The organism is Bacteroides acidifaciens, assembly GCF_903181435.1.
GTDB lineage: Bacteria > Bacteroidota > Bacteroidia > Bacteroidales > Bacteroidaceae > Bacteroides.
In genome coordinates, this window is record NZ_CAEUHO010000004.1 from 218,543 (window position 1) to 231,137 (window position 12,595).

The 12,595-nt window shown below is 41.8% G+C and carries 9 protein-coding genes and 1 pseudogene; 7 read left to right on the top strand and 3 right to left on the bottom strand.

The window, feature by feature from the left end; all coding sequences use genetic code 11:
• Positions 1-695 precede the first annotated feature (695 nt).
• Positions 696-920: pseudogene (locus CLIN57ABFB40_RS12985) on the bottom strand (EamA family transporter); the annotation flags it as partial.
• Positions 921-1,451: 531 nt separating this feature from the next.
• Between CLIN57ABFB40_RS12985 and leuS the strand changes: the two are divergent.
• The 4 genes from leuS to CLIN57ABFB40_RS13005 all read left to right on the top strand — a co-directional run bounded on the left by leuS (position 1,452) and on the right by CLIN57ABFB40_RS13005 (position 6,803).
• Positions 1,452-4,286, top strand: a complete 2,835-nt coding sequence (gene leuS / locus CLIN57ABFB40_RS12990; protein ID WP_175630500.1) for a leucine--tRNA ligase — start codon at positions 1,452-1,454, stop codon at positions 4,284-4,286.
• A 95-nt stretch (positions 4,287-4,381) separates the two neighbouring features.
• Entirely contained in the window at positions 4,382-5,299 is a 918-nt protein-coding gene (locus CLIN57ABFB40_RS12995; protein WP_175630501.1) for a YitT family protein, read from the top strand.
• Positions 5,300-5,348: 49 nt separating this feature from the next.
• Positions 5,349-5,930 carry a non-canonical purine NTP diphosphatase gene (locus CLIN57ABFB40_RS13000; RefSeq protein WP_175631217.1) on the top strand — a complete coding sequence of 194 codons (582 nt, stop codon included), beginning with the start codon at positions 5,349-5,351 and terminating at the stop codon, positions 5,928-5,930.
• 30 nt (positions 5,931-5,960) lie between these two features.
• On the top strand, positions 5,961-6,803 hold the full coding sequence (locus CLIN57ABFB40_RS13005) for a flagellar motor protein MotB (protein WP_175630502.1): 843 nt from the start codon (positions 5,961-5,963) through the stop codon (positions 6,801-6,803).
• 121 nt (positions 6,804-6,924) lie between these two features.
• Here CLIN57ABFB40_RS13005 and nadA read toward each other — a convergent pair whose 3' ends face one another.
• Positions 6,925-7,863 carry a quinolinate synthase NadA gene (nadA, locus tag CLIN57ABFB40_RS13010; RefSeq protein ID WP_175630503.1) on the bottom strand — a complete coding sequence of 313 codons (939 nt, stop codon included), beginning with the start codon at positions 7,861-7,863 and terminating at the stop codon, positions 6,925-6,927.
• A 501-nt stretch (positions 7,864-8,364) separates the two neighbouring features.
• Between nadA and CLIN57ABFB40_RS13015 the strand changes: the two genes are divergently transcribed.
• Positions 8,365-8,892: an RNA methyltransferase gene (locus CLIN57ABFB40_RS13015; protein ID WP_175630504.1), complete on the top strand. Its 528-nt coding sequence runs from the start codon at positions 8,365-8,367 to the stop codon at positions 8,890-8,892.
• A 365-nt stretch (positions 8,893-9,257) separates the two neighbouring features.
• Here CLIN57ABFB40_RS13015 and CLIN57ABFB40_RS13020 read toward each other — a convergent pair whose 3' ends face one another.
• A complete protein-coding gene (locus CLIN57ABFB40_RS13020) occupies positions 9,258-9,836 on the bottom strand; it encodes a DUF4294 domain-containing protein (RefSeq protein WP_175630505.1) in 579 nt (192 codons plus the stop codon).
• Positions 9,837-9,981: 145 nt separating this feature from the next.
• On the opposite strand from CLIN57ABFB40_RS13020, the gene CLIN57ABFB40_RS13025 reads away from it, so the two are divergent.
• Together CLIN57ABFB40_RS13025 and CLIN57ABFB40_RS13030 are read left to right on the top strand one after the other, a co-directional pair.
• Positions 9,982-12,030 carry a helix-hairpin-helix domain-containing protein gene (locus tag CLIN57ABFB40_RS13025; protein WP_175630506.1) on the top strand — a complete coding sequence of 683 codons (2,049 nt, stop codon included), beginning with the start codon at positions 9,982-9,984 and terminating at the stop codon, positions 12,028-12,030.
• A gap of 44 nt (positions 12,031-12,074) precedes the next feature.
• Positions 12,075-12,584, top strand: a complete 510-nt coding sequence (locus CLIN57ABFB40_RS13030) for a sigma-70 family RNA polymerase sigma factor (protein WP_175630507.1) — start codon at positions 12,075-12,077, stop codon at positions 12,582-12,584.
• Positions 12,585-12,595 lie beyond the last annotated feature (11 nt).

The window sequence follows — 12,595 nt, forward strand, 5'->3', positions numbered from 1 at the left end:
AAGTGTTAAAGCGCAGCATTTATGTTCTTTTGTTCTTATGTCTAAAAATAAATGATCATTTGGTTCATTTCAGTACAGAAATGAATCAAATCTCCAATTATCTGTATCCAAACCAGCTAAAAACTCTCTTACTGATTTTTTATGCTATAATCCGGTTTCAGCCGTTTCAGTTTTATTCGCAAACGCCTTGGCAAAAGGGAATAGTGGCTGAAGGCGGAAAAAAACACCCCCTGCGAGAATAGGTTGTAGCCAGGGGGGAGTGCTTTCAGCGCATTCAGCTTTTTCAGACTTGACAGTGGAGCTATATATTCACCGTGGTAGGTATATATACTCACCATACTGAATCTATATGCCCACCACGCGGGGTATATAGATCCATCACCCGGATAAAAGTGGGTGGCACGTGGTTAAGTTATACACTTTTGCATTCAGGGGTGACTTCAGCCAAAAACACCGATGAAAAGGGACTTTTTTGAAGAACTGAAAGCTGAAAGCGGTTTTTTACTTTTTATATTTGGTAGGAGATTTAGCTGTAACAAGTAGGAGACTTGACTGCAACAAGTACTACACTTAATGAAATGATATAGGAGACTTGAGTAAGTCAAGTACATGGTTCGGCTTACTTCAGTACTGCTTTGATTCATCCCCGTACTGTTATGAGTGAAATGATAAATAGTCGTCCCTTAAAAAGTATTCTATTTTTTCTCCGCCAGATAAACGCCCCAAATGATACAGCCCGCTCCCATTAAAGTAATCCACGTAATTTGTTCGTGGAGAATGAGTACCGACGCCACCATTGTAACCAGCGGGTTCAAATAGATATAGTTGGAAGCCTTCATCGTCCCCAACTGTTTCAATACTACATTCCAAAGGATATAGCAGATTAAGGAAGCAAGAACTGCCAGGAACAGTAGATTGGACGAATGATAATTCATCGGGGAGTCTAAAAGGGAATTTATATCTCTATAAAATAAACGGCTTATAGTTATTAGTCTAATAATTTTACCATATTAGAGAATAAAATGAAACATATTAACTCCGTCAATATTTCTTCTTTACACTTTATCTCCGATATTGCATAAACCGGCTTCAAGTTTATAATAAATAATGAAACAGTTTATTATAAACGGGTCTCAAGTTTATTATAAACTATATTTTAGACGCTTCCGATAGCTGAAATAGAATTTTCGCAACAAAAATAGGCAAGAACCTTCACAGTCTCTTGCCTATTCGTTATCCTTATAGTGCATTACGCACCCCTAACCTATTGAATTCATGTAATAATATTTATATATTTCATCTTTTATTTTCTGTTTTAATTTCTCCAAATATACGAAATAAAAACGAGAAAGTCAATAGAGAAAGCGTGGTTATCTGAAAATAAACACGTAAATTTGTGCCTAAAATCAGATATAACTGTATAAATCACTATAAATAAAAACTTTATCACTATGGAGTACAATTTCAGAGAAATTGAAAAGAAGTGGCAGAAAAGGTGGGTGGAAGAGAAAACCTACCAGGTTACGGAAGACGATTCGAAGCAAAAATTTTATGTACTAAACATGTTCCCTTATCCATCAGGAGCCGGCCTACACGTAGGACACCCGCTGGGATACATCGCTTCGGATATTTACGCCCGTTACAAACGACTGCAGGGCTTCAATGTACTCAACCCGATGGGATATGACGCTTACGGTCTGCCGGCAGAACAGTATGCCATCCAAACCGGACAGCATCCTGCCATCACTACCGTCAACAATATCAACCGCTACCGCGAACAATTGGATAAGATAGGTTTCTCTTTCGACTGGAACCGTGAAATCCGTACGTGCGACCCGGAATATTACCACTGGACACAATGGGCTTTCCTGAAAATGTTCAACAGCTATTATTGCAACGATGAACAGAAAGCCCGTCCTATCGAAGAACTGGAAAAAGCCTTCGCCATCTACGGAAACGAAGGACTCAATGCCGCTTGCAGCGAAGAAATCAGCTTTACCGCCGACGAATGGAACGCAAAGAATGAAAAGGAAAAGCAGGAAATCCTGATGAACTACCGTATCGCCTATCTGGGTGAGACAATGGTAAACTGGTGTGCCGAATTAGGAACGGTATTGGCGAACGACGAAGTGGTGGATGGTGTCAGCGAACGCGGCGGTTTCCCCGTTATTCAGAAGAAGATGCGCCAGTGGTGTCTGCGTGTATCAGCTTACGCCCAACGCCTGCTCGACGGACTGGATACCATCGACTGGACAGATTCTCTGAAAGAAACTCAAAGAAACTGGATAGGACGTTCGGAAGGTGCTGAAGTTCAATTCAAGGTGAAAGACAGTGATATCGAATTTACTATCTTTACTACCCGTGCAGACACGATGTTCGGTGTCACCTTTATGGTATTGGCGCCTGAAAGCGAACTGGTGGCACAATTAACCACTCCCGAACAGAAAGCGGAAGTAGACGCTTATCTCGACCGCACCAAAAAACGTACGGAACGCGAACGTATCGCAGACCGCAGCGTTACAGGTGTATTCAGCGGCTCATATGCTATCAACCCGTTCACAGGCGAAGCAGTGCCCATCTGGATTAGCGACTACGTACTGGCAGGATACGGAACAGGAGCCATCATGGCTGTACCTGCCCATGATAGCCGTGACTATGCATTTGCCAAGCATTTCGGACTTGAAATCCGCCCGTTGGTAGAAGGTTGTGATGTCAGCGAAGAAAGTTTCGATGCCAAAGAAGGTATCGTCTGCAACTCTCCGCGTCAGGGCGTCACTCCCTACTGTGACCTTTCCCTGAACGGACTGACTATCAAAGAAGCGATTGAAACAACCAAGAAATATGTGAAAGAACATAACCTGGGACGTGTAAAGGTGAACTACCGCCTGCGCGATGCCATCTTCTCACGTCAACGCTATTGGGGCGAGCCGTTCCCTGTGTATTACAAGGACGGAATGCCTTACATGATTGATGAAAGCTGCCTGCCGCTGGAACTTCCCGAAGTTGCCAAATTCCTGCCTACCGAGACGGGGGAACCGCCATTGGGACATGCCACTAAGTGGGCTTGGGATACAGTGAACAAATGTATCGCAGACAACGAGAAAATCGACAACGTGACTATCTTCCCGCTGGAACTGAACACGATGCCGGGATTCGCCGGTTCTTCCGCTTATTACCTGCGTTATATGGACCCACGCAATCATAAGGCATTGATCGACCCGAAAGTAGACCAGTACTGGAAAAACGTAGACCTCTACGTAGGTGGTACGGAACATGCTACCGGACACTTGATTTACTCCCGTTTCTGGAATAAATTCCTGTACGACCTAAATGTGTCTGTTATGGAAGAACCATTCCAGAAGTTAGTAAACCAGGGTATGATTCAAGGTCGCAGTAACTTTGTATATCGTATCAAAGATACCAATACATTTGTTTCACTGAATTTGAAAGACCAGTACGAGGTTACTCCTATCCACGTAGACGTAAACATCGTATCCAACGACATACTGGATTTGGAAGCATTCAAAGCATGGCGTCCCGAATACAAGACAGCGGAGTTCGTTCTCGAAGACGGAAAATACATCTGCGGATGGGCTGTTGAAAAGATGAGCAAGTCCATGTTCAACGTTGTCAACCCGGATATGATTGTCGAGAAATACGGTGCGGATACACTTCGTATGTACGAAATGTTCCTCGGCCCGGTAGAACAATCCAAACCTTGGGATACGAACGGTATCGACGGTGTACACCGCTTTATCCGTAAATTCTGGTCGCTGTTCTACAGCCGCACGGACGAGTACCTGGTAAAGGACGAACCGGCAACGAAAGAAGAATTGAAGAGCCTTCACAAACTGATTAAGAAAGTGACGGGAGACATCGAACAGTTCTCTTACAACACTTCTGTCAGCGCATTCATGATTTGTGTGAACGAACTATTCAACCTGAAATGCAACAAGAAAGAAGTACTCGAACAACTTGTTATCGTGCTCGCTCCTTTCGCTCCGCACGTTTGCGAAGAGTTGTGGGATGTACTCGGACACAAGACTTCCGTATGTGATGCCGGGTGGCCTGCATACAACGAAGAATATCTGAAAGAAGATACCATCAACTACACCATCTCTTTCAACGGAAAGGCACGCTTCAACATGGAGTTTGCAGCGGACGAAGCTTCGGAAGCTATCCAGGCAGCAGTACTGGCGGACGAACGTTCACAGAAATGGATTGAAGGCAAGACTCCGAAGAAGATTATCGTTGTTCCGAAGAAGATTGTAAACGTTGTAGTATAAAACAAATGAGGCACGAATTACGCGGATAGCACGGTTTGGAATTAATCAGAACCGCGAAACCCGTGTAATCCGTGCCTTAACAAATTATAAACCCTATGCATAAACTGGCAAAAGCAGAAATAATGAGAGAAGTGAAAGACTATCTCTACATCACTCTCGGATTGATTAGTTATTCTTTGGGATGGGCGGCATTCCTTTTACCCTATCAGATAACTACCGGAGGAACTACCGGTATCAGCGCTATCATTTACTATTCTACCGGATTTCCCATCCAATGGTCATATTTCATTATCAATGCTGTTCTGATGACGTTTGCTTTCCGAATATTGGGTCCACGGTTCAGCATCAAAACGACATACGCCATCTTCAGCCTTACTTTCCTGCTTTGGTTATTCCAACTGTTGGTCAACAATTACGTCGTGGCGCCGGACATGACTCCCGAAGGTCAACCGTTGCTACTCGGACCGGGACAGGACTTCATGGCGTGCATCATCGGTGCAGTCATGTGTGGCATAGGACTGGGTATTGTATTCAACTATAACGGAAGTACCGGCGGAACGGATATCATCGCTGCCATCGTCAACAAATACAAAGACGTGACGTTAGGACGTATGATTATGCTGTGCGATATTATCATCATTACTTCCTGCTACTTCATATTCCACGACTGGCGCCGTGTCATCTTTGGTTTTGTCACGCTGTTTATCATCGGCATCGTGCTCGACTGGATTATCAACAGTGCCCGGCAATCGGTTCAGTTTCTCATCTTCTCCAAGAAATATGATGAAATAGCCGATAGCATCATCAAAGACGCCGACCGTGGGGTGACGGTGCTCGACGGAACGGGATGGTACAGCAAGAAAGACGTAAAAGTACTTGTCGTATTGGCGAAGAAACGCCAGTCACTCGACATCTTCCGCCTGGTGAAACGCATCGACCCGAATGCCTTTATCTCACAAAGTTCCGTCATCGGAGTATATGGGGAAGGTTTCGACAAACTGAAAGTGAAATAACTGATTGGAATAACTATCGGATAACTTTGCTAAAAAAAGAAATAGAATGATGAAACGCAAACTTGTATTTGCTACCAATAATGCTCATAAACTGGAAGAAGTGGCCACTATCCTGGGAGATCAAGTGGAATTACTAAGCCTGAATGATATCGACTGTCATACGGACATTCCCGAAACGGCTGCCACGCTGGAAGGAAACGCCCTGCTGAAATCTTCCTTTATCTTCAAAAACTACGGTTTGGATTGCTTTGCCGATGACACCGGTCTGGAAGTAGAGGCACTGGACGGAGCTCCCGGAGTTTATTCCGCACGCTACGCAGGTGGAGAAGGACACGACTCACAAGCCAATATGCTTAAACTACTCCGTGACCTTGAAGGAAAGGAAAACCGCAAAGCGCAATTCCGCACCGCCATTTCATTGATACTCGATGGAAAAGAATATCTCTTTGAAGGAGTGATAAAAGGCGAAATTATCAAGGAAAAACGGGGTGATTCGGGCTTTGGTTACGACCCCATATTCAAACCGGAAGGTTACGACAAGACTTTCGCCGAACTGGGAAATGATATAAAGAATAAAATTAGTCACCGTGCGCTGGCTGTGCAGAAGCTCTGCGAATTCTTGCAACGCTGATTATACGTACTCTTTAAAACATAAAACGCAATGAAGAAAATTACTCTATTTACTCTACTTACCCTCTTATTATGCACTTCATGTGTAACAAAAAAGAAGTTCATGCTTGCAGAAATGGCGGCTACCGCAAGTAAAGATAGTCTGCAAGGGTTATTGACCGACTGCCGCCATACAAACGCCCAAATGTCGGCACAAATCAAGAATCTTTTGCGTGATACGACAAAGATGGGAAACAGTATCCGCCAGTATCAAAGCATGCTGAACGTGAACATGAGCGAACAGGAGAAACTGAATGCCCTGTTAAACCAGAAAAAGAATGAACTGAACGAAAGAGAACGCACCATCAACGAACTGCAACAGATGATTAATGCTCAGAATGAGAAAGTACAGAAACTGTTGAGCAGCGTAAAAGATGCGCTATTAGGATTCAGCAGTGATGAACTGACCGTTCGCGAGAAAGACGGAAAGGTATATGTAGCAATGTCGGACAAGTTGCTGTTCCAGTCGGGAAGTGCCCGTTTGGACAAACGTGGTGAAGAAGCGCTTGGCAAGTTAGCCGAGGTTTTGAACAAGCAGACGGATATCGACGTATTTATTGAAGGGCATACGGATAACAAACCTATCAATACGGTACAGTTTAAGGATAACTGGGATTTGAGCGTGATTCGCGCCACCTCTGTTGTCCGTATCCTGATTAAGAATTATCATGTGAATCCGTTGCAGATACAGCCTAGCGGACGCGGTGAATATATGCCTGTCGATGATAATGAAACAGCCGAAGGCAGAAGCAAGAACCGGCGTACGGAGATTATCATGGCTCCGAAACTGGATAAGTTGTTCCAGATGTTGCAGAGTTCGGAAGAAGCCCATTAAGAAAAAATTACTATTTCTTAGCTGTATTTCTAAGGAATAATAATAAACAAAATAAAAAAGAGAAGTACGGAATCCTTTCGAGTTCCGTACTTCTCTTTTTTATTTAATATCCGAATGGAAACTACAATCCCAACTTCGATGAAATATCCAGCATCCGCTGAATCGGCTTCACCGCCTTTTCCGCTACTTCAGAATCTACCGTAATTTCCGGTGCTTCATTTTTCAGACACTCATAGAGCTTCTCTAACGTATTCAACCGCATAAAGCTGCACTCGTTACATCCGCACGTACTGTCGTTCGGGGGAGCAGGAATAAATGTTGTCTGCGGACACTTCTTCTGCATCTCATGCAAGATACCCGATTCGGTAGCCACGATATACGTATTTTCCGGATGGTTCACAGCATACTTCAACAGAGCAGCCGTAGAGCCTACTACGTCAGCCAGTTTCAATACCGTGCTCTTACACTCGGGATGAGCCAACACCAATGCTTCGGGATGCTGCGCTTTCAGTTCCACAATCTTTTCAACCGAGAACTGTTCATGCACATGGCAGGCTCCGTCCCAAAGAAGCATATTCCTGTTCGTAACTGAGTTGATATAATTACCCAGATTCCTATCCGGTCCGAAGATTATTTTCTCATCTTTGGGGAAACTTTCCACGATTTGCTTCGCATTAGTAGAAGTCACCACCACATCTGTCACAGCTTTCACCGCAGCCGTCGTGTTGACGTACGAAATAACAGTATGTCCCGGATGCTCTTTGACAAACTGCGCAAACTTGTCCGCCGGACAACTGTCTGCCAACGAACATCCTGCCGCCATGTCGGGAACCAGTACTTTCTTTCCCGGGCAAAGCACCTTCGCCGTCTCACCCATAAAATGAACGCCGCACATCACAATAATGTCCGCTTCCGTTTTCGCTGCCCATTGAGCCAATGCCAAACTATCACCAACGTAATCGGCGATGTCTTGTATTTCACCCTTCTGGTAGTAGTGCCCCAGAATGATTGCATTCTTTTCTTTCTTCAGCTCGTTTATAGCTTTTATTAGTTCATTCATTATAATATTCTTTTTTCCTTCTTTTAAAAAAAATCCTTTGTTAGTGATGATAGCCTGTTAATAATGTTAGCAAATAAATACGATTTTTCTTGTCGGATAAGTTATTAGTCCATACTCTCGCTTTATGAGTCGGTTATGAACTGATGTAAAAGACAAGATAGCCTATCCTACTCGCTTCATTATCAATGAAAGCACCGTCAAATGCCATCAAATGGAAGTTTGCTATTAACTCCCTGTTGATAAAGTGCAAAGTTAAAAACTTTATGGATATAAACAGGCAGATAAGTGCTGAAAAATATGTTTATGTCTGTGTAGAAAGTTTAGGGTTAGTTTTTTGGAATGTTCATAACGAAGGCCTCTTATACCTTCTTTTGAATAATGCAAGGATTATTTTTCAAAATCTTTGCCGATAGTTTTGACAGGTTTTAAACCGTTATCAACACCTCTGTTAACAGAAAAGGATTACCTTTGCACACAAGAACAATCTAAAAGAAAAGACGCATGCGTAAACTGAAAATAACAGAGCTGAACCGTATCAGCGCCGAGGAGTTCAAACAGGTTGAAAAACTGCCCCTGGTGGTAGTGTTGGACGATATTCGTAGTTTGCACAATATAGGTTCCGTGTTCCGTACATCGGATGCATTCCGTATAGAATGTATCTACCTATGTGGCATTACGGCCACCCCGCCACACCCCGAAATGCATAAGACTGCTTTAGGTGCTGAGTTCACTGTCGATTGGAAGTATGTTAATAACGCAGTTGATGCTGTTGATAACCTCAAAAATGAAGGGTATATCGTTTATTCCGTAGAACAGGCGGAAGGAAGCATTATGCTGGATGAACTCGAACTGGATAAGACAAAGAAATACGCCATCGTAATGGGAAACGAAGTGAAAGGGGTGCAACAAGAGGTTATTGACCATTCGGACGGCTGCATAGAGATTCCCCAATATGGAACCAAGCATTCTTTGAATGTTTCCGTAACTACCGGTATTGTGATTTGGGATTTGTTCAAAAAGCTACGTTAACAGGCATAAACAGGATTGGTTAATAAGTTGTTTATAATGAGTTAATATCTTAGTTAATTCACTAGTAATCAATAGTTATGTGTTGTTTATAACTATACAAGTTCATGTAGATTCAATAGCTGTTGGGTAGTTATTATTATAGTTGTTAATAGCCCGTTTCTTGGCTGTTAATACTTGAGTTTTCAACTATTAATACTTATCATGTAGGCTATTAATACCTGACAACTCAAGTATTAACTTCTGAGAAAGCAGAAATTAACACCTTGCGGAAAGCCTGTTAACGCTTGAAATGATAACCAATATGGTTTGAGTAGTTGATAAATAGGTTTGTATAGTATTGATAAACTTATAAATCCTTGTCTATTTTAGATTTGTCCATTCTCCACTAGCAGTACGACGCGTTCCGTTAGTTTATCCTCACCTTCAGGGTCATACTCCTTTTTCAAACTGGCACCGAACAGCGCAGCGAATGTCTGATAGAATCCCGCTTTGAAAGGTCCCATAAATGCTTTTACCAGTTCATAACTGGTAGAATTACTTTGTCGGTCTATTAATTTAATCAACAGTTTTCCCTGTGTAAAAGAGAGTTTTTTCATTCGGGGAGTATATTGTTCTTTCAGACCTTTTTCCACCCGTTTGATATGTTTCTGACGAGCCTTTTCATTAGGTAGAGTTTGCAGGTACTCGTAAGTTTCAATAATAGCCTGGTTAATTTCTTTTGATATGGGATATACCTTTTTTACATTCCGTACCAGTCGGTAGTATTCTTGGCGTTCCTTTTCGTTCTTGAACTTTAGCGGGCGGAAGATATATACAGTTCTTAACTGGACACATGGAATCGTATCTCCATTATAGATACACATCGGAACCAAGTATCCATTAATGCTTTGCTTTTCCTGAGCCTGTACATGCAGTGTACAGCAAACAATAGCAAACAGCGTCATTATTACTATGTTAAGCCTTCTTTTCACGATACAAAAATAGGATTAAAATTTTATTATTTGGTCTTTTCACAAAGATGTTAACCTATTTAAAGTATCTTTGCGCCCTTGCTCGTAAAAAAGCAAGAAGATAATACACATTATATTGATGAAAACGACTCAATTAATCTGGTTGATAAGTATTATAAACAGCCTGTTCATAATTCCTGCTTGTAGTGCTCAAAACCCTTCTGAAAGTCTTTTAGAAGATATTCTTGAAGATTTGTCTGTTAATAACGATATTGATAACTCTGTTAATACCTTGAATTGGGAAAATGAACTGGAAGAACTTTCCACCCGTCTGCAAGAACCGGTTAATCTGAATACCGCCACCCGTGCACAACTGGAACAATTTCCTTTTTTGAGCGATATTCAAATAGAGCACTTATTGGCGTACATCTATATACACGGACAGATGCAGACTATTTATGAACTTCAGTTAATAGAGGACATGGATAGGCAGACTATCCAGTATTTATTGCCTTTTGTCTGTATAAAAGCTATTAACAATGAACCTGCATTTCGGTGGAAAACTATGTTGAAAAGCGCAGCGAAGTATGGTAAGAATGAAGTGCTAACTCGCATGGATATACCTTTTTATAAGCAAATAGGTTATGAACATACCTATCTGGGCCCTGCTGTTTATAACTCAGTGAAATATAGCTTTCGATATAGTGACCGGCTTTACGCTGGAGTCGTTGCCGAGAAAGATGCGGGAGAGCCTTTCGCCGCTTTGCACAATCGTTACGGATACGATTATTATTCCTTTTATTTGTTATTGAAAAACTGTGGACGGTTGAAAGCATTGGCTGTTGGTAACTATCGGCTCAGTTTTGGTCAGGGGTTGGTGATTAGTACAGATTATCTGATGGGAAAGACAATTTATGCTTCTTCTTTCAACAATCGCAGCAGTGGGATAAAGAAACACTCTTCTACGGATGAATACAATTATTTCCGGGGAGTGGCGGCTACTGTTGTTTTAACAAAGCATTGGGACGTATCCGGCTTTTATTCACACCGTTCCCTGGATGGTGTGATAACGGATGGAGAAATCACTTCTATCTACAAAACCGGACTACACCGGAGCCGGAAAGAAGCGGATAAAAAGAACTTGTTCACATTGCAGTTAACAGGTGGAAACGTAAGTTATCAACAGAACCGTATCAGACTGGGTATCACCGGTATTTACTATGTTTTCAACCGACCTTATGAACCGGAATTAACAGGTTATTCCAAATACAATCTTCATGGAAATAATTTCTATAATCTTGGAGTGGACTATGCATATCGCTGGCATCGTTTTTCTTTTCAGGGAGAGACAGCCATAGGAAAACAAGGTTGGGCTTCTTTGAACCGTCTGCAATATTCGCCGATTCAAGATGTTCATCTTATGTTGATACACCGGTTCTATTCTTATGATTATTGGGCAATGTTCGCCCATTCCTTTGGAGAAGGAAGCACAGTTCAGAATGAACATGGATATTATTTAGGAATGGAAACCTCTCCCTTTGCTTATTGGAAATTCTTCGCTTCATTTGACTTGTTTTCTTTTCCCTGGAAAAGATACCGGGTCAGTAAATCTTCCCGTGGAATAGACGGACTGCTCCAAGCTACTTTTACCCCGCGCACTAATCTCTCAATGGATTTGAAATATCGTTATAAACAAAAAGAGCGTGACCTGACAGGAAGTAAAGAAACGCTAACGCTTCCTATTTTTCATCACCAATTACGTTATCGTTTGAACTATTCTTTTAAAGATGTGTTTAGCAGTCGTACAACTTTAGATTATAATCATTTTCATTCTCAGGACAGAGCTGCTGACATAGGATATCAGGTTACACAGATGATATCCTCCCAACTGCCTTGGACCAGGCTGTTTGCTGACGTTCAAGGCAGTTACTTTTCTACAGACAGTTATGACTCTCGTATATATGCATCCGAAAAAGGATTGCTTTATACATTCTATACCCCGTCATTCCAAGGTCGCGGATTCCGGTGTAGCATCCGTTTAAGATATGAACTGAATAAACACTGGTTGTTCATCACCAAGTTCGGGGAAACCGTTTATTTGGACCGTAATGAAATAGGTTCCGGCAATGATTTAATTCATGGGAATAAAAAAGCGGATATACAAATGCAACTGCGTATTAAGTTTTAATGTATATTTGTCTGCTGAAAAAAATTAAAAGAATACGATATTAAATGGATGACAGAGCGGCTTTTGACAAAATGTTTAATGAATGGTATGCACAGTTTGTATATTTTGCATACTATTTCATAAATGACGCTGAGGTATGCAGGGATATCGTAAGTGATGCTTTTGAGTATTTATGGCGTAATTATGAAAAGATAGAAGAATCCACAGCTAAAACTTATCTTTATACAATCATCCGTACACGTTGCATTGACTATATGCGCAAGCAAAATATCCATGAAGAATATGTAGAGTTTACTTCGCAATTAACCGATAAAATGATAGAAGTCGATTCGCAACATCTTGATTCCCGTATTCTGCGTATTCGTGAAGCTATGAAAAAGTTGACTCCTTATAATTATCGTATACTGGAAGCATGCTATATTCATCATAAGAAATATAAAGAAGTGGCCGAAGAACTGAATGTGAGTGTTGCGGCCATCCATAAGAATATAGTGAAAGCTTTGCGTATTCTTCGCGAAGAATTGGGGCAAAAGGGTAACCGGAACAGACTTTAAATCGTAAATAT